Source organism: Aeromonas allosaccharophila (assembly GCF_000819685.1).
Taxonomy (GTDB): domain Bacteria; phylum Pseudomonadota; class Gammaproteobacteria; order Enterobacterales; family Aeromonadaceae; genus Aeromonas; species Aeromonas allosaccharophila.
This window is the reverse complement of sequence record NZ_CDBR01000021.1, coordinates 1-17118: the sequence shown is the minus strand read 5'-3', so window position 1 is coordinate 17118 and position 17118 is coordinate 1. Positions and strand designations below refer to the sequence as shown.

The following is a 17118-nucleotide window of genomic DNA, read 5'->3' as shown; positions in this document are numbered from 1 at the left end:
CTTGTTCGCACCTTCCCTAGCACACGAATCGCATGCTCAATGAACAGACCTCGGGCAAAGTGCGCTTTTATTTTATTTCTCTTGGCTTTATCACTTTTAATTTTAATATATGAGGGGATATCTACTCTATCTGAGAATGATATCAGCAGGGTGGAAAGGTTGTTTGCGTATTCGGTGAGTTCATTGTGTTCAGAGTAATAAGAGTTATCCGTTATCGATTTATAAATGTGGTCGCATTTTTCAAACTCATCTAATAGTGCAACATACAAGCGTTTAGTTTCTCCAGTTAAACTTTCGCTTACGTCAGTTTTCCCAAAAAGGCTTAAGCAAAAAGAAATTAAAGTTTCGGGGGTTTTCCCCTGTACATTAGACTTTTTAACGCTTTCGGCATGAAGGTAGTGCAGGTATTTACTAAGTAACTCTAAGTTGTAGTACTGTTCTAGACGAGAAGTTTCACTCACAGAGTAAATTTTTATGGACTGCTTCTTTAACGTAACTTTATCGCCAGTGACGTCAAATACGAGATCAGGGGAATAATCAGGGTGATTTTCAAGAACGTATGCGATATCTGGGTCGTTATCATCAATTAGACATTTGTGCTGCATAAAAAATCCTAAGGTGAGAATAACAGCTTCTAATAGTATTTTTCCTGATTATCCATGATCCTCAACTCGCTGCAAGAGCTGGTATAGCATTGAAGGGCAAGCAACTACGGTGGGTTGCCATGACGTTGTTTCCTAAATCATCCCTCAGGTCAATCGCCTTTCCTGACATCGCCAAGGAGGCACTCGGTGGGGTTGGACTATCCGTGTTTCCACCGTCGCTACCACCACCGCCACAGCCTGACAAAGTAGCCATCAACATCATGGCCAAGGGGGTTTTCTTCATTGTTAGTTTCCCGTTTATTATTGGCATGCGATAACGCCCAGAGCATGGTCCGTTATGATCGTGATAATTTTATCTCGGTGTACGGCTATAAAATGTTGATTAGCCTCTGATTTATGAGTTTCTATTCACCGAACTTTTCGTTGTGTTGTGGCTTCAGCGCATCAAGGTGCAGTGGTTGAATAGGGGGGGGCAGTAGTGGCAAGCCCTCCGATGCCATATCGGATCTTGAAGCAGGTTGAGGGTCATAGGTAATCAGGAAAATATAAAGATAATGCCGCGGTGGCATATGGACTGACCGCGGCAGGCTGTAGAGGGATTACAGGGCAAAGGTCTCTTTGAGCTCTTGCATGTCGTTGGCGCTGACCCCTTCGGGCTCAAAGCCGCTAGCCAGACACATCAGATGCAGCTTGGCGCCCTTGTTGGCCACGTCGATAAAATCGAAGGCTTGCAGCGCATCGACCCCGGTGGCGACCGCGCCATGTTTTTCCCAGATGGCCACATCATGATGACGCAGTTGCTCGGTGGTGCCATCGGCCATCTGCTTGCTGCCCGGCATGCAGTAGGGCACGATGCCGATACCGCGCGGCACGAAGGCGCGCACTTCCGGCAGCATCTGCCAGCAGGCGTGGGTGTAAGAGGTGCTGTCATGGGCATAGCGCGGATGGTGGGAGAGCGCGATCAGCTCAAGCGGGTGGGTGTGCACCACGCAGCGATCGGCGCGGCCGGCGCGCTGCTTGTCCATGACGATCTCGACGTGAGAGATAAATTCGCTGGTCGGCTTGTAGTCGGTCTGGCCACGGCCGCCCCACAGGATGTGATAGCCACGCGCCTGGTCATCAATGCGCAGCACGCAACCGGCCAGAGCCGGGTCACGCAGTTCGCGGATCCGCTCGCCGGTGCCCTTCACGAAGAACACATGCCCGGCGCTGTCGGCTGGGAAGGCGCTGCTACCACCGACCATCGACAGCGGACAGTGGGGATACTGGTCAAGATTGGCGGGCGTCGGACCAAAGATATCTGTCACGTCGACCGAGATATTGCCCCCGTTACGTTCAGCCCACTCGCGTTGCCACAGGTAGGCAGAGACCTCGACCACTTTTTCGATTTCAGCCTGCACGGCCGCGTTCAGTTCAATGTTGTGCATGACTACCTCTGCTGTGCCCAAAGGGGCAGTGCGGTTGTTATTGTGATGACTCTACAGGGATGGCTAGCCGCTCACCTCAATCTGTTTGCCATCAAATCAGGTGGGTTGGCAGAATTTTCAAGATGACCCTGTGATGAGCTGATCACCCCGCACTCTTGGCAGGACAAAGCTCGTTATCACAGGGTCAATGGCTATCAGAATGCGGCTTGGTACAGGGCCAGCAACTCGGCCTTGCTAGCTACGCGCGGTGCGCAGCCTGAGCAGGGATCGGCCTCTGCAGCATCGACCCAACCGGCCAGATCGTGCTGCTCAATACCCAGCTCATGCAGACCGGCTGGAATGCCAACGGTGGCAGACAGGTCACGAATCGCCTTGATGGCGGCGTGGGCGGCCTCGGCCTGATTCATTGCGTGGGTATCGACCCCCATGGCCGAGGCGATATCGGCAAAGCGCGCCTGTTTAACCTCGAGATTGAACTCGCACACCACCGGCAGCAGGATAGCGTTGCACACCCCGTGCGGCAGGTTGTGGGTGGCGCCCGGCTGGTGGGCCAGCGAGTGGACATAGCCCAGACCTGCACTGTTAAACGCCATACCAGCCAAGAACTGACCGTGCGCCATCATCTCGCGCGCGGTGATGTCTTTGCCGTTGGCGACCGCTTGCGGCAGGTATTTGGCAATCACGCTGATGGCGGCCAGGGCTGAGTGGTCGGTGAGCGTGTGAGCACCGATAGAGACATATGCCTCGATGGCGTGGGTCAGAGCATCCATACCGGTAGCGGCGGTCACTGCAGCCGGCAAGCCCAGCATCATGGCGGGATCGTTGACGGCGATATCCGGGAGCAAGGCCGGGTCGATGATCACCATTTTGACCTTGCGGCGGGTGTCGGTGATGACAGCATTGCTGGTCACCTCGGCGGCAGTGCCGGAGGTGGTGCTGATGCAGGCCATAAAGGGGCCGGTTTTGGCGACCTTGCCGATGCCTTCAAAGTCGTAAATGGTCTTGTCGGGGTTGGCCACCAGTGCGCGCACCGCCTTGGCGGTGTCGATGGCGCTGCCGCCACCAAAGCCAATCAGGGTATCGCACTGCCCCTTGTTCCAGGCATCCAGCGCGGCCATCGCCACATGGTCGGTCGGGTTGGCCAGTACACCATCAAATACGACAGGGGTAAAACCGTGGTCACGCAGACCGGCAATCAGGCCATCGAGCAGGCCGATACTGATCAGCGCCTTTTCGGTCACGATCAGCGGGCGACGAGCGGGTTTAAGTGACATCTGACGAACCAGTTCGTTGACGGCACCTTCACCAGACAGACTGATTTGCGGCAAGCACAGAGCAAAAGCCATAACATACTCCCTCTAAGCAATGTAAGGATTAAAGATAAAGACGGGGTTATCTTATGCCTGTGCAAGAGGAATACCTTCAAAACCATGCCAATTAAAGGGTTTAAATTGGCAGGCTATTGAAGGTTATTTGTAGCGCTTGCGATATTGCAGAGGGGTCATATTAAAAACGTGGTTGAATTTACTCGAGAAATAATTACCGTCGTTGAATCCGCACTGAAATGCGATATCGGTCACAGATTGTTGGGTATGGCTTAATAACCAGGAAGCCTGACATAAACGAACGCGACCAAGATAATTATTGGGGGTTAATCCGGTGTGCTCCTGAATGCGTCGGTTCAGCGTGCGCATCGGAATGGAAAAATGCTCCGATAAGGCATTCCAGTCGATCTCTTCACGATAATTTTCATTAATGTAACTGATCAGCGCCTGCAGCCGCTCCCGGTCATCCTGCTCTGTCTCGGTGAGCCCATGCTGATGCTGATGCTGGCGCGAGCGATAGAGCAGCACCGCCAGTTGGGAAAACAGCGCCTCCGTCATCATGGCGGAGTATTCATCCTGCTTGTCATTCTCTTCACCGATGCGACCGAGCAACTGCTCGCTTTGCTGTTGCAGCATGCCGCTTAATTGCATGCCACCAGTGGCAGGATGGCAGCACTCAGCGAGAATTTTCTTCAATCCTGCCGCGTGGTTAAACGCCTCTGGGCGAAATAACACATTGGTAAGACACAGGTTTTGCATCTGATCGAACATGTGGCTGTCATCTTCACACAAATAGAAGACACTACCGCGACTGATATGAACTGCTCTGCCATCCGTCAGGTGGATGGCGCAGCCAGATTTGACCAGCACCAGCTCGTGAAACGAATGGCAGTGCTCGGGAAACGGCTCTTGTGGCGAACGAGGCTGGACGCTAATGAGCCTGTTTGTTTCGAAAAATTCGGTCTGCGACAAGCGGAACATTTTCAATCTCTCATAATGAACCGCTTGTAATTACTCGACGCACCTGGGGAGGTCAAACAGTGTAATCCTGTTCCGTGAAGACCTTCACAAATCTACGGGGTTGTTAATCAACTAACCTGAAAAGATGTATTTCTGGCAAATTTACGATCTTTTTATGATGGCTGTCACAAAATTGTCGGTTAAATATCATTTCTTGATTTTTATGCCACTGTGGGTGGCCTCTCTGGCCAGAGATACAAGGTTGGCTATTCCCACATTATTTAAAGTGTCGACATCGTAGATAACGGAGTCGGCACAATGACAGTCAATATTGCCGCTGTAGATTTGGGTGCTTCCAGTGGCCGGCTAATATGGGCCAATTATAACGAAGCCGATGGCAAATTAACGATGCAGGAGATGCACCGCTTTACCAATGGCATGGTTCAACGTAATGGACAGGACTGCTGGGATATCGATGGCCTGCTGGAAAATATCCAGCTGGGGCTTGGCAAAATTGATGCGGCCGGTATTCGTCTCGACTCGATCGGTATTGATTCATGGGGCGTCGACTTTGTGCTGCTCGATCGCCACGGTGAGCGCCTCGGTGAAGCGGTGGCTTATCGTGATGCACGCACCGACGGCGTGCCCGAGCAGCTGATGCAGCGCATGCCGCGTGAAGAGATTTATCGGCGTAGCGGTATCCAGTTTCTCAAGTTCAACACCCTCTATCAGATCCGCGCACTGCTTGATGCCAAGCCCGAGTGGCTGGCAGAGGTGCAGCATCTGCTGCTGATCCCCGATTACTTGCACTATCGCCTGACTGGTGAGCTCAGCTGCGAGTTTAGCAACGCCAGCACCAGCCAGATGGTCAACGCTCACAGCCGTGACTGGGACTCGGAGCTGGTAGCGTTACTGGGCCCGGCACGCGACTGGTTGCAGCCGCTGGCTGCCCCCGGTAGCACCCTTGGCGTGTGGAACAGCCCGAGCGGTCATCCGGTCAAGGTGATCCTGCCGGCTACTCACGATACCGGCTCGGCGATTGTGGCCACGCCGCTGGAGGCCAGCAATGCGGCCTATATCAGCTCAGGTACCTGGTCACTGGTTGGTGTCGAGCGCAAAGAACCGGTTACTGGCGAAGATGCGCTGGCCATCAACCTCACCAACGAGGGTGGAGTCGAGCACAGCTGCCGCGTGCTGAAAAACGTCATGGGATTGTGGCTGGTGCAGAGCCTGCAAAAAGCCTGGCCCGAGCTCGATTTCGCCACGCTGACCGCCATGGCCGAGCAGGCCGCACCGTTTGCCGCGCTGATAGCCCCCAATGACGAGCGCTTTCTCAATCCGCCCTGCATGCGCAGCGCCATTGAAGATTTCTGCCGTGAGAGCGGGCAAGTCGTTCCCAAGACGCCGGCCGAGCTGGTGCGCTGCGTACTCGACAGTCTGGCGCTCTGCTACGACCAAGTGCTGCGCGAGATAGAGAGCGTGACCGGCGAGCACATCGACACCTTGCATATCGTCGGTGGTGGCTCGAAGAACCGCGTTTTGAATCGTCTGTGCGCCGACATCTGCGAGCGCACCGTGGTGACTGGCCCGGTGGAGGCATCAGCCCTTGGCAACATCGGCTGGCAGCTCAAGGGGCTTGGCAAACTGGAAGACCTGACTGCTGTGCGGCGCATGGTGCGCCAGAACTGCGAGCTTGAAACCCTGCAACCGCGCGTGGTGCCTGATTTGGCCTTGCAGCGGCAACGTTTTGCGGCGCTGTGCGCCCACTCCCAACCTGAACTTGAACCTACTGAGGAAGTTGTATGAATCCGAACATCGAAACCGCCTTTGCCCTGGCCCGTCAACAGTTCGCTGCGCTGGGTGTAGATGTGGATCAGGCGCTGGCCACACTGGCCACCATTCCGGTCTCCATGCACTGCTGGCAAGGGGATGACGTTCAGGGCTTTGAAGCGGGTGCTGGCGCCCTGACCGGCGGCATTCAAGCCACCGGCAACTATCCGGGCAAGGCGCGCAGCGCCACCGAGTTGCGCCGTGACCTGGAGCTGGCCATGTCGCTGATCCCCGGTGCCAAGCGTCTGAATCTGCACGCCATCTATCTCGAATCCGAGGCGCCGGTTGGCCGCGATCAGATTGAACCCAAGCACTTTGCCAACTGGGTTGAGTGGGCCAAAAAGCAGGGCATCGGTCTGGATTTTAACCCGAGCTGCTTCTCCCATCCGCTCAGTGCCGATGGCATGACGCTGGCTCACCCGGACGCCAAGGTGCGCCAGTTCTGGATTGATCACTGCAAGGCCAGCCGCCGCATTTCGGCCTATTTCGGTCAAGAGCTCGGTACCGCCTCGGTGATGAACATCTGGATCCCGGACGGGATGAAGGATCTGCCGGCAGACCGTCTGGGCCCGCGTCAGCGTCTGCTCGCCGCTCTCGATGACGTGCTGTCCGAGAAATTTGACGAAGCCCATCACATCGATGCGGTCGAGAGCAAGCTGTTTGGTATCGGCGCCGAGTCCTACACCGTCGGCTCCAACGAGTTCTACATGGGCTATGCCAGCTCGCGTGATATCGCCCTGTGCCTCGATGCCGGCCACTTCCACCCGACCGAAGTCATCAGCGACAAGATCAGCGCCGCCTCCCTGTTTGTCCGCCATCTGCTGCTGCACGTCAGCCGCCCGGTGCGCTGGGACAGTGACCACGTTGTGCTGCTTGATGACGAAACCCAGGCCATTGCCAACGAGATAGTGCGTAACGACCTGCTTGCGCGGGTGCATATCGGTCTCGACTTCTTCGATGCCTCCATTAATCGCATCGCCGCCTGGGTTATTGGCACCCGCAACATGAAAAAGGCACTGCTGCGTGCCCTGCTTGAGCCGATCGACAGCCTGCGTCAGGCCGAGCAGCAAGGGGATTACGCCACGCGTCTGGGCCTCATGGAAGAGACCCGCAGCTTGCCGTGGCAAGCGGTGTGGGATTACGCCTGCGCCCAAGAAGGTGTGCCGGTGGGTGCCGAGTGGCTCAAGGTGGTCAAGCAGTATGAAGAGCAGGTGCTGCTGACCCGAGGTTAAGCCAATTCGACTGAGCTGGCCCCCGAACTGTGTCGGGGGTCAGAAAAACGAGAAAAACTGTAATGCAATAACCCGGTTCGCTTCCCCGCAATGGGCGGCGCAAACACAATAAAACTCTACGCAAGGAACCTCTTATGTCTGCAATCGCTTCAGGTATCGGTTGGCACCTGGTCGGCGCCGCTTCGGCGGCCTCCTTCTACGCCCCTATCAGCAAGGTTCGTCAGTGGTCCTGGGAGACGACCTGGGCCTTCGCCGGCCTGTTCTCCTGGATCCTGCTGCCCTGGCTTATCACCTCGATGCTGATCCCGGATTTTGCCTCGTTTTATAGCGTGGTGGACAGCAAGGCGTTCTGGGGGATGTTCCTGTTCGGCGCCATGTGGGGGGTGGGTAACGTCAACTATGGCTTGACCATGCGCTATCTCGGGATGTCGCTCGGTATTGGTATTGCCATCGGCGTCACTCTGGTGGTCGGGACCCTGATGCCGCCGATTCTGCGTGGAGAGTTTGGCCATCTGCTGACCACTTCCAGCGGTCAAATCACCTTGCTGGGTGTGGGTGTGGCGCTGGTCGGGATTGGCATCGTGACCTATGCCGGCCATCAGAAAGAGATTGCGCTTGGCACTACCACCAAAGAGTTCAACCTGAAAAAGGGCCTGTTCCTGGCGGTGATGTGCGGGATTTTCTCCTCCGGGTTTGCCTTTGGTCTGGAAGCGGCAGCCCCCATCAAGCAAGCCTCGCTGGCGCTGGGTATGAACCCGCTCTACGCCATGCTGCCAAGCTACGGTATCATCATGGGTGGCGGTGCGATTGTGAACATGGCTTACTGCTTTATCCGTCTGGCTACCCGCCCCGAGCTGTCATTGCGCAGTGATCTCTCACAACCGGCGCAGAACCTGCTCATCAACGGCCTGCTGGCGGCCACCGGTGGCATCATGTGGTATCTGCAGTTCTTCTTCTATGCCTGGGGCGAGGCGAGCATTCCTGAGCATCTGTCGTTCGTGAACTGGATGCTGCATATGAGCGGTTATGTGCTGTGCGGCGGCATTGTTGGTCTGCTGCTGGCCGAGTGGAAAGGAGTGGGCGTGCGCCCGGTGCGGATCCTCTGCCTCGGCATGCTGGTGATTGTTGGTGCCGCCAACTTGGTTGGCATGGGCATGGCCTAAGGGCGAGGACACACCATGATTCGCAAAGCGTTTTTGATGTCGGTCCAGCCGGGCCAGGAAACGGAATACCGTCGTCGCCATGACGAGATCTGGCCGCAGCTTGCGGCCACCCTCAAGGAGCACGGCGCCCATAACTACAGCATCTTTCTCTTTCCGCAAACGGATCAGCTATTTGCCTATGTAGAAATTGAGAGCGAAGCGCGCTGGAATGCCGTGGCCGATACCGCCATCTGCAAGCAGTGGTGGGCCTATATGAAAGAGATCATGCCCTCCAACCCTGACAACAGCCCGGTCAGCCACGAGCTGGTTGAGGTGTTCCATCTGGCGTAAATACTTGTTGAGATAGTTTGAGCAGGCCGCAGGCCTGCTTAGCGTTCCTCTACTACGGTGAAGGAGAGGGACGCAAGTACGGCAAGGAGAAGCTGCGAGTCTGGCGCAAGCTTCACTTGGCAATTAAACCCATGCCATCGCTACAGTTCACACGTACGCGCTGATAGGCCGATTAAGGGAGCAAGCCCCCATCACCCTAGTCTGCTGCGCTTTCGATGTTCCCACCTCCTGTTTTTACGATTATCTGGCTCGCAAGCGGACGATTAATCCTAAGCGGATACAGTAACGCATTGAGCTGCGCCAGTTGTTCAACGCGAGCTAGGGCTCGGTAGGCAGCCGAGCCTTGATGCCGATGATGCAAGAGTTGTAGTGGTCAACTAAATCCGGACACATAGTTAAGCCGCTTTTCGGCTTCTGCTGGCGGTATCCCATCATTGTGTTGGTGTGGATCCGCCAGAAGAGTGTGAGAAGCAATATTCCGAACGGCTCAAAAGTGTCTAGCGAAGCCGGGGCGATTCAGAAGCAGCATTTTACTTAAGGATCTCGCGCATTCCCGCGTTGAGCTGGCGGCCACCGTTCTCTGCATCACGGTCTTGCATCAATTTGATCGAGACCTCGTTGGCACCAATGGTGTAGGTTGCGCTGTAATTACCACACATGCTGTCGGTTACACATTCAAAAAACGGTACCGATTTATCCTTCACTGTGCGGATGATCACTGGCTTGACTTTCAAGGTATTGGTCGCCTGACTGACTAATTCCTCAAAGTCTGCCTTAGCCTGTCTGACAGAAGCAACGGAGTCGTCTTGGTACGATGCCTGGGTACCGCCGAAGGAGAACACTTTATGTTGGTAGACTGCATAGTAATACTCACCCGTAGTTGGTCGTCCTAAGAATCCCTCGCCTGCCTTGGGTTTGCCGCGAAATTCTTCATCAATGTCACTGCGCCAGTCGTAGCGTATCAGACCATCGTTGACCGCTTGGAGCGTGGTGATGGGTAGGCCGACAGTCAGGGTTTTAAAGCCCGTATTTGCGGCAATGGCGGGTGAGGCAATGAGACTGACGGCACAGGTCAAAGCAGAGAGCCGCGGGGTTTTATGTGGCATGGTGACTCCTCATGTAGAGAGTTGGTTGATGTGGGGTGAATCGCCACCAGTGATCTAGACACTTCCCAGCTGTAACGGGTTGCGATTCACTCTCGGTTTGCTAGCAATAATGTCAGTTACGCCTTGGCCTGACGCCACTTAGTTAGCCATCGATACTGTTCGGGATGAATGCGCAACAGCTCTGCGATAACTGCTTCACGCTTATCGGCTGTCATCCGGGTAAGAAGCGACCTGACATCCGACATAATGCTGTCACGGCCAGCGCCTCTGGCTTCCGCCTTGCAATACCACTCATGTCCCTCACTAATGTTGCCAAGCTCGATACAGACTGCACCAAGTAGTGTGCAGGGGCGAAAGTTGTTGGGTTGAAGGCGGTGAGCTTCAGCACCCATGTTCAATGCGGCAGCATGTTCGCCATGGTCACGCATTGCGCCACCATGCGTGGTGAGAATGGCGGATTTCAGCTTGGGCTGAACCTGCCTCTTGACTGGGATGGCACTCAGCAGCGCAATCGCCTCATTCGATGCTGCGCATTTACGCAAGTGTCCGCTGGCATTGACTGCACTCCATGGGTTCTTGCTGTTGCGGTACTCCGCTAGCCAGTGATCAGCTTCGAGTCGGTTGTAGCTATGCAGAATCTCCTTTGTCTCGTACTCACGGCCATTGCTCTTGAGCCAGATGGTTTCAGTCTCCAGCAGCCGTGTACCTGCATCCAGCTTGAGAAGGATTGCCATGAGCTGTTTGAGGTGATGTGATTCGACATATCCAGTTACACCATACTTCTCCCTGAGTGCTTGGTTCTTCATCCGTGCGATGTACTTGGGGTCACTCTCACGCTGAATCCGCTCAGCCTCAAGTCGCACACTTCGGGCTTTCTGCTCGGCTTTATAACGTTCTTCATCTGCGGCCTTCTGAGCGGCGATCTCGCGTTGTTTCTGTTGCGCAAGCTCGTTTCGTTGCTCCTGTTCCGCTTTCCCTTTTTGGTCGAACTGCTCTTGGGAGAGTTCGCCGGTCAAGAAGCACAGCAAGGCATTCAACCCTCTGTTCAAGAGAAATTGTCTGTTAGCTGCTGATATCGTCGCGCCTTGTCCTGCCGCGACAAGGAGGCTGTGCAACCTGGCACCGCCCGTGATCGCACTGGTGATATCATCCACCCAGAATTGTCTGGCCAGTTCATGCGGGGGGAGGGACACAGAATTCTGGCCATCGGCCAGACCATTTTTGATCCGGAATTTCTGCAGGTAATCCCAAGTGGGATTTTGACTGGTCTTCTCTATATTAGCTTTGTCGTCTGGCTGAGCAGCCAAGGGCTTCGTGATTGAAGGTTGGTAGCGATGCACAATCTTTCGGCCCTTATAGTAAAGAGATTTAGAACGGCGCTGCTCCTGTTCTACCGCAGATTGGCGTCTGAACTCAGGGAGAGTCATATCGCCGTTGATAAAGCCCCTCAAGGCGTTGAGGTCGTAGCTGGCTAGAATGTCGTAGCGGGGCGAAGTCAGAGGCTCATTCCTGAATATGGCTACGAGCAAACTATGGAGGTTATCGCCTATCGATAGGGCAGCAGGAATGTCATCGACACCGTAATAAGTTGCGAGATCCATAGGCGAGATAGACATCGAGTACACTCCTTGTGCAAAAAAGGCATTAGTACAATAGCGCCGCTGGCTTTTTACCCGCAATGGGTGACTTCAATTTCATCGCTGCGAACTCCCCCCGGTTTCCTCTATACCCCAAGAGCCTCAAACTGAGGGGCATTCAAGGGTGGAGGGATAAGTTTGCTGACTGATGGCGTATCAGTTGGCAATCAAGCCCTGTTAGCCTGCCTTGGCGACGTCCCGTACTTTTTGCTCTACTTGGTGCGCTATGGCCTGGATCTGGGCCAGTTCTAGTGAGCCAGCCCTAAATTGGGGGAGTTGCTTGGGGAGTGCAGCGGCACTGACGATGTAGGGGAAGGTGATCTTCTGGCGTAAATCCAAAAACCAGCCAGGTAGAACCAGAACGCCACCTACCGGGACTTCGGTCCCAGTTGCACTGTTGAGCCAGTTACGCACTGTGGTGACGTTACGGCGGACCTGTTCGAGCGGCGCTTTTTCAACATGGTTTGGGAAGTGAAGCGCATCATTTTCGACCCGCACCTTGAATTGTTTTTCTCCATTGTTGATGGGTTTGGATCGGCCTTTAGTCTCGATGACAAAGACCCCGTTAGGGCAGATGATCAAATGGTCGATATTGAATCCATCAAACGGGATATCGTGGTAAACCCGATAGGGGTGCTGTGGGGGCCTAACGATTTGGTCCAGCTCCTGGCCAACCGCAAGTTCACAGGAGTAACCCAGCTTGAGGTGCTGAACCTTGTTGGCCATTTTGTAAGTTTTGGTTGTGCCATAGATAAAGATACCCAGCATCACGATCCCGGAAATCAGCATCACAGTCGTGCTCATAGCCCTCTTATCGATATAGCTCTGTAACAAGAGGTAGAACCCGATCATCATCAGGGTCAATGGCGTGAATAGCATTTGGGAAAAGAGATCTATTTGTAGGTCCTGGATTTGCTGTTGCAGGGTGTGACCCGCTGGCCTGAGCAGGTCGGCGGTCAACGGGCTGACCCTATGTGAGCGAAGCCTTTTTCTTATTAACAAGATGATCCCGACAGATAAGAAAATCGGGCCCAAGAACAAGCCAGAAGTTGCCAGAATAGATACCGCGAGCGACGAGAATTCCATTTCATGCATCTTTTGGGGATGTGGTGAGGACAGGTTAGCTGACCTATAGGAGTCTATCCATTGGGATGTGGGGCAAGTATCACAGTATCTGATTATCCCCAATGGAGATCTTACACCTTGTGGTGTTAGTGAGATAAAATAGAGAGTTACTGCGCCCCCTTTGTGCGCAAATGGGGTTCGTTGCGCTTGGGTTTACTTGGCTGGTTGTATGTCTACTGATACAACCCGGAAGCTGGGCGGCTGTAGTAACACACTCGGTGGCCTTAGCAAGCTGTCCTATGACAACACTTCCCATTGCCCACCCTTGCGCGGACCAACAAAGCGTAATCGTCCTGCCTTAACCAACGCCGCCGCCGCTCGCTCCACAGTGCTGGTCGATCTGCCTATCCGCTCGGCTACTTGTTTAAGGGTCAAGGTCGGCTCAGCCACCAAGATAGCCAACACCGCATCCGGCGTTTTTACCCGCATTTCTACCGGCGTTTCTACCCGCATTTTTTCCAGCTGTGTGAACTGTGATGCCGGTTGTGCGGCAATCGCCTCGGTCAACGCATCTCGCAGCGCCTCTAGCAGAAACAGAATAAAATCGGTGCAGTCACTCAGCCTGTCGGCCAGACTTAATTGGTGGTAGTAGTGCTCTTGGCGCTCTTTGATGATCGCTTCCACCGGCAGGAAGGCCATCACTGGTTGCCAACGGCTCAAGATCACCGTTTGCCACAAGCGCCCCATACGACCATTTCCATCGGAAAAGGGGTGGATAAACTCCAACTCGTAGTGCAAGGCACAAGAGGCGATCAAGGGATGGGCCTCTGTTTCTGCCAACCATTGCATCAGTTGTTCCATCAGACGCGGAACCTGAGTCGCGGGGGGAGCCATATGTACTAATTGCTCACCCCGATAGATGCCGACCCCAGCACTACGCCATTGCCCTGCATCGTCGCATAACCCGTGCATCAAACGTTCATGGGCCCTGAGCAAATCCGCAGAAGAGGTAGGGGCCCAAGCCGACATTGCTTCATAAGCGGCAAAGGCATTGCGCACCTCCTGGATCTCACGGGGTAATCCCAGTACAGGTTTGCCGTCGATCACTGCCGTGACTTGATCCAGGCTCAGGGTGTTGTGCTCGATAGCCAGGGATGCCTGGATGGTGCGGATCCGGTTTTCCCGGCGTAGCATGGGCACTTGCGAGCTCTGCGTCGAGCGCCATTGCCCCACCAATTCTGCGATCTCCGCCACCCGGCTCAACATGGCGTGGGTCAGGGTGAAGGGAGGGGAATAGGCTGCCATGGGGGACTCCGACTGAAACGATTGCAAATGCGAAGGCTCAGAGATTATCAGATCGGGGGCAAGACCAACACGGCGGCGTATCTTTGCGAATTCTGTGATAAGCGGTATGCGATGTTCTATGACGGGGTGCGATTTGTTGCGAACTTGCGGTGTTACTCGCTCCATCTGCTTGCTATTTCATGCAGTGAGATGCGAACGAGGCCCTTTGATTTAAAATCCCTCGACGTTCGCGTCGTGCCGGTTCGATTCCGGCCTCGGGCACCATTAAAATTGAAGAAAAAGCCTTACAGGAGCCTGTAAATAATTCTGTGTAACTGCCCACTCTATTACAGGTGACCGTTCAGGCGATCACCGAATTCGATAATAAAGCGATTCAGAGCAAGCTTCCAATTCTGGATTGGCATGGTCCACTTCTTTGAAGCCTGCTGTATCGCGAGAAACGCCACTTTGAGCGCCGACTCATCGGTCGGGAACAGCTTCCTTTGTTTGGTCGCTTTGCGCAGCACGCTATTCAGTGACTCGATCGGATTGGTGGTGTAGATCACCTTCCGGATCGCGGGGGGATAATCAAACAGCGTGATCAGATTGTCCCAGTTCCCCTGCCAGGAGCGCGCTATCTGCGGGTACTGGCTATCCCAGCGCTCGCCGAAGGTCGCCAGCGCCTGCTGAGCCTCACGTTCCGTCGCAGACTGGTATATCTGCTTCAAATCCGCCGTCACCGCCTTGTAGTCCTTCCAGGAGACATAGCGCAACGAGTTGCGGACCATGTGGACGATACACAGTTGCACCTTGGTCTGGGGATATTCCACGGCAATGGCATCAGGGAAGCCCTTGAGACCATCCACGCGATCAGGATATCTTCCAGGCCGCGGTTCTTCAGTTCGGTCAGGACCGACAGCCAGAATTTTGCCCCTTCGGTCTCGGCCAGCCACAGGCCCAACAGCTCCTTGTGACCCTGCATATTGATACCCAGCGCCAGATAGAGCGACGTGTTGATCACCCTTTGGTTCGCGCGGATCTTCAGCACAATGCAGTCCAGATAGACGATGGGATAGAGCGGATCCAGCGGTCGGTTTTGCCATTCGTGGACCTGCTCGATGACACGTTCGGTCACTTTCGATACCAGCCCCGCCGAGATGTCGGCGTCATACATCTCTTTGAACGCGTCCACGATATCCCGCGTACTCAAGCCCTTGGCGTAGAGGGCGAGGATCTGGTCGTCCATCTGGGTCAGGCGGGACTGGCCCTTGCGGACAAACTGAGGCTCGAAGGAGCTGTTGCGGTCACGAGGCGCCTGGATGGTGACCTCTCCGTGCTGCCCTTTTAGGCGCTTGGTGGAATAGCCATTACGATTGTTGCCGGTCCCGCGGCCTTGTGGGGCGTGTTTCTCATAGCCCAGATGCGCGTCCATCTCGGCATTGAGGGCGGTCTCGACGGTGAGCTTGATCAGCTGCTGGGTGAGGGTGCCGAGATCTTTTTCAGATTTGATGTCTTTGGCCAGCTCAGCGGCCAGTGCTTTGAGTTTGTCTTGGTCCATTTGCTTACCCACGAAGGTATCCTTTTGAAAAAGTTACTTATTCGTGGGCGGTTACACAATTGGATTTACAGGCTCGAAGCTTGCCCTGAAGCGCTTTAATATCGAATTCGGTGATAGACAAACGGTCACCTGTAATGGAGTGGTCAGTTACATAGAATTATTTACAGACTCTCCTCTTGTGAAATATACACACGTCCTGTGGGAACGCCAATGGTCTTGGTTGAGGCTCTAGTGAGCCATCAAAGAGTTTTTCAAAAATCAGAATCCATCTCTCTGCTTGCTCGGCACTCATCATCAGGAACGCTTGTTGATTATGGATGTCATCAAAATCAAAATACAGCCCTGTATTATTTGCCGCCTCAACATTTGCATCTGATACCGCTATATTATTAAATGCTTTATCAGATATGGAAGCGATAGTATTTTGTGCTAGCCCCACGGCACCACCATTATTGATATTAGTGGACTGCAATGCAACATTTACATCTGGCTGAAAAAATCTGACATTTTTGATCTTATCCAATGGATAAAGCATGACTTTGGTATCTGTAGGCTGCCAAAGATCACCCTCAATTAGGGCTATTTTTTATCTTCAACATCCACAGCCAAGCCGCTATAGGGGCTCCGACAAAAGTAGTCTACTTTTTTCAAACTACCGATTGTTTCACGCATGTAATGTGAAAGTCCAGTATTAAGTAGTTTTATATTACGTCTAGTTGAGCGAAGGATAAGTCTGTGTGTGACAAAGACTAATATTACGAAAGTACAAAAAATATTGCACCAATACTGTCGTCGTTAATACCAAATAACATGCTCTCAGGGACGGCAAGGAAGGGTGTTAAAAAGAAACATCCCATCACATAAGGAACCATTTTTGCGCCCTTTTCTGCTTCTTTGAATGATTCCGCCTCACTTTCCGTTAACGTGCCTAGTATATCAACGATTTCTTGGGTTAATATATTCCCACTATTTTCTTCCATAATTTATCACCTGCTTTTTGTGCGTTATTGAAATGATGTAGTCACATAATCATGTGTTAAATATGATGCTGTAATTATCCATGACACTCAACCAGCTTCAAGCGCTGATATTGCATCGGAGGTGTTGCCACCGTAGACCTCAATTCAACCTGCATACTCTTAAGGTCAAACCGATGATTAAAGCGGAAGCAATACCGCCAAATGCCTTGGCATATTTTTAGCTCCGAGCGTATGGCAACTGCCCTGCAACGAGTTCTTAATATTTCCTATCATCGTATTTACCCATTGAATACCGGATGTTCCAGCCAATCCAAGTTGTATCCGATGACTATGCCTAAATAGCTGTTCCGAATAGTAGATCACTGGAGGAAGGGAACTCAGTCCAGTTTGTGCGATCTCATTAGTCGCCAAACAAAACAAGCCACACCCAAAGGACTGAGTTGATGCCTATCCTACCACCCCTGCCACGACCACAACGGCGCCGCATTCACAAAATCATCCATGCCACCCGTGATAAAGGGCATGCTCGTCGCTTGATGGCCATCTTGCTGTTACATGAAGGACGCACGATCACTGATGTTCATCACCTTACCGGCGCAGCTCGCTCGACCATCGG

General features: G+C 53.6%; 14 protein-coding genes and 4 pseudogenes. 6 read left to right on the top strand and 12 right to left on the bottom strand.

Going from position 1 to position 17118, the window contains the following annotated elements; translation table 11 throughout:
- The 4 genes from BN1115_RS04375 to BN1115_RS04355 form a co-directional block, all read right to left on the bottom strand.
- On the bottom strand, positions 1–605 hold a 605-nt coding region (locus BN1115_RS04375; RefSeq protein ID WP_042656229.1), incomplete at its 3' end, for a hypothetical protein.
- Positions 606–1204: 599 nt separating this feature from the next.
- A complete protein-coding gene (gene rhaD / locus BN1115_RS04365; RefSeq protein ID WP_042656227.1) occupies positions 1205–2032 on the bottom strand; it encodes a rhamnulose-1-phosphate aldolase in 828 nt (275 codons plus the stop codon).
- A gap of 194 nt (positions 2033–2226) precedes the next feature.
- Positions 2227–3378: an iron-containing alcohol dehydrogenase gene (locus tag BN1115_RS04360; RefSeq protein WP_042656226.1), complete on the bottom strand. Its 1152-nt coding sequence runs from the start codon at positions 3376–3378 to the stop codon at positions 2227–2229.
- Positions 3379–3501: 123 nt separating this feature from the next.
- Positions 3502–4338, bottom strand: coding sequence for a helix-turn-helix domain-containing protein (locus tag BN1115_RS04355; protein ID WP_042656225.1), 837 nt, complete (start codon positions 4336–4338; stop codon positions 3502–3504).
- Between the two features lie 297 nt (positions 4339–4635).
- On the opposite strand from BN1115_RS04355, the gene rhaB reads away from it, so the two are divergent.
- The 5 genes and pseudogenes from rhaB to BN1115_RS22145 all read left to right on the top strand — a co-directional run.
- Positions 4636–6123 carry a rhamnulokinase gene (gene rhaB, locus BN1115_RS04350; protein WP_042656224.1) on the top strand — a complete coding sequence of 496 codons (1488 nt, stop codon included), beginning with the start codon at positions 4636–4638 and terminating at the stop codon, positions 6121–6123.
- Complete coding sequence (locus BN1115_RS04345) at positions 6120–7379, top strand: L-rhamnose isomerase (RefSeq protein WP_042656223.1); 1260 nt, start codon at positions 6120–6122, stop codon at positions 7377–7379. Before rhaB ends, BN1115_RS04345 begins: the two co-directional genes overlap by 4 nt.
- A gap of 134 nt (positions 7380–7513) precedes the next feature.
- Complete coding sequence (gene rhaT, locus BN1115_RS04340; RefSeq protein ID WP_042656222.1) at positions 7514–8542, top strand: L-rhamnose/proton symporter RhaT; 1029 nt, start codon at positions 7514–7516, stop codon at positions 8540–8542.
- Positions 8543–8557: 15 nt separating this feature from the next.
- Positions 8558–8872: an L-rhamnose mutarotase gene (gene rhaM / locus BN1115_RS04335; protein WP_042656221.1), complete on the top strand. Its 315-nt coding sequence runs from the start codon at positions 8558–8560 to the stop codon at positions 8870–8872.
- Between the two features lie 145 nt (positions 8873–9017).
- A pseudogene (locus tag BN1115_RS22145) lies at positions 9018–9191 on the top strand (IS3 family transposase); the annotation flags it as partial.
- Between the two features lie 211 nt (positions 9192–9402).
- On the opposite strand, the gene BN1115_RS04330 reads toward BN1115_RS22145, so the two are convergent.
- The 8 genes and pseudogenes from BN1115_RS04330 to BN1115_RS21545 all read right to left on the bottom strand — a co-directional run.
- The gene (locus tag BN1115_RS04330; protein ID WP_042656220.1) at positions 9403–9978 is read right to left on the bottom strand and encodes a hypothetical protein; all 576 of its coding nucleotides are present in this window, start codon (positions 9976–9978) and stop codon (positions 9403–9405) included.
- A 116-nt stretch (positions 9979–10094) separates the two neighbouring features.
- Complete coding sequence (locus tag BN1115_RS04325) at positions 10095–11594, bottom strand: hypothetical protein (protein WP_244152216.1); 1500 nt, start codon at positions 11592–11594, stop codon at positions 10095–10097.
- A gap of 198 nt (positions 11595–11792) precedes the next feature.
- Complete coding sequence (locus BN1115_RS04320) at positions 11793–12701, bottom strand: nuclease-related domain-containing protein (RefSeq protein ID WP_042656219.1); 909 nt, start codon at positions 12699–12701, stop codon at positions 11793–11795.
- A 276-nt stretch (positions 12702–12977) separates the two neighbouring features.
- Positions 12978–13985 carry a Fic family protein gene (locus BN1115_RS04315; RefSeq protein WP_041206994.1) on the bottom strand — a complete coding sequence of 336 codons (1008 nt, stop codon included), beginning with the start codon at positions 13983–13985 and terminating at the stop codon, positions 12978–12980.
- A gap of 326 nt (positions 13986–14311) precedes the next feature.
- Positions 14312–15522 (bottom strand): annotated as a pseudogene (locus tag BN1115_RS04310) (IS256 family transposase).
- A gap of 157 nt (positions 15523–15679) precedes the next feature.
- On the bottom strand, positions 15680–16045 hold the full coding sequence (locus BN1115_RS04305) for a hypothetical protein (RefSeq protein ID WP_128821736.1): 366 nt from the start codon (positions 16043–16045) through the stop codon (positions 15680–15682).
- Between the two features lie 232 nt (positions 16046–16277).
- Positions 16278–16502: a hypothetical protein gene (locus BN1115_RS04300; protein WP_042656217.1), complete on the bottom strand. Its 225-nt coding sequence runs from the start codon at positions 16500–16502 to the stop codon at positions 16278–16280.
- Between the two features lie 74 nt (positions 16503–16576).
- Positions 16577–16843: pseudogene (locus BN1115_RS21545) on the bottom strand (IS1595 family transposase); the annotation flags it as partial.
- Between the two features lie 102 nt (positions 16844–16945).
- Here BN1115_RS21545 and BN1115_RS22140 point away from each other — a divergent pair.
- Positions 16946–17118 (top strand): annotated as a pseudogene (locus tag BN1115_RS22140) (IS630 family transposase); the annotation flags it as partial.

What these genes read in the sequence shown, in the direction of transcription:
- rhaD (WP_042656227.1), bottom strand. Translation starts at nt 2,032, where the DNA reads ATGCACAACATTGAACTGAACGCGGCCGTGCAGGCTGAAATCGAAAAA.
- BN1115_RS04360 (WP_042656226.1), bottom strand. Translation starts at nt 3,378, where the DNA reads ATGGCTTTTGCTCTGTGCTTGCCGCAAATCAGTCTGTCTGGTGAAGGT.
- BN1115_RS04355 (WP_042656225.1), bottom strand. Translation starts at nt 4,338, where the DNA reads ATGTTCCGCTTGTCGCAGACCGAATTTTTCGAAACAAACAGGCTCATT.
- rhaB (WP_042656224.1), top strand. Translation starts at nt 4,636, where the DNA reads ATGACAGTCAATATTGCCGCTGTAGATTTGGGTGCTTCCAGTGGCCGG.
- BN1115_RS04345 (WP_042656223.1), top strand. Translation starts at nt 6,120, where the DNA reads ATGAATCCGAACATCGAAACCGCCTTTGCCCTGGCCCGTCAACAGTTC.
- rhaT (WP_042656222.1), top strand. Translation starts at nt 7,514, where the DNA reads ATGTCTGCAATCGCTTCAGGTATCGGTTGGCACCTGGTCGGCGCCGCT.
- rhaM (WP_042656221.1), top strand. Translation starts at nt 8,558, where the DNA reads ATGATTCGCAAAGCGTTTTTGATGTCGGTCCAGCCGGGCCAGGAAACG.
- BN1115_RS04330 (WP_042656220.1), bottom strand. Translation starts at nt 9,978, where the DNA reads ATGCCACATAAAACCCCGCGGCTCTCTGCTTTGACCTGTGCCGTCAGT.
- BN1115_RS04325 (WP_244152216.1), bottom strand. Translation starts at nt 11,594, where the DNA reads ATGTCTATCTCGCCTATGGATCTCGCAACTTATTACGGTGTCGATGAC.
- BN1115_RS04320 (WP_042656219.1), bottom strand. Translation starts at nt 12,701, where the DNA reads ATGGAATTCTCGTCGCTCGCGGTATCTATTCTGGCAACTTCTGGCTTG.
- BN1115_RS04315 (WP_041206994.1), bottom strand. Translation starts at nt 13,985, where the DNA reads ATGGCAGCCTATTCCCCTCCCTTCACCCTGACCCACGCCATGTTGAGC.
- BN1115_RS04300 (WP_042656217.1), bottom strand. Translation starts at nt 16,502, where the DNA reads ATGGAAGAAAATAGTGGGAATATATTAACCCAAGAAATCGTTGATATA.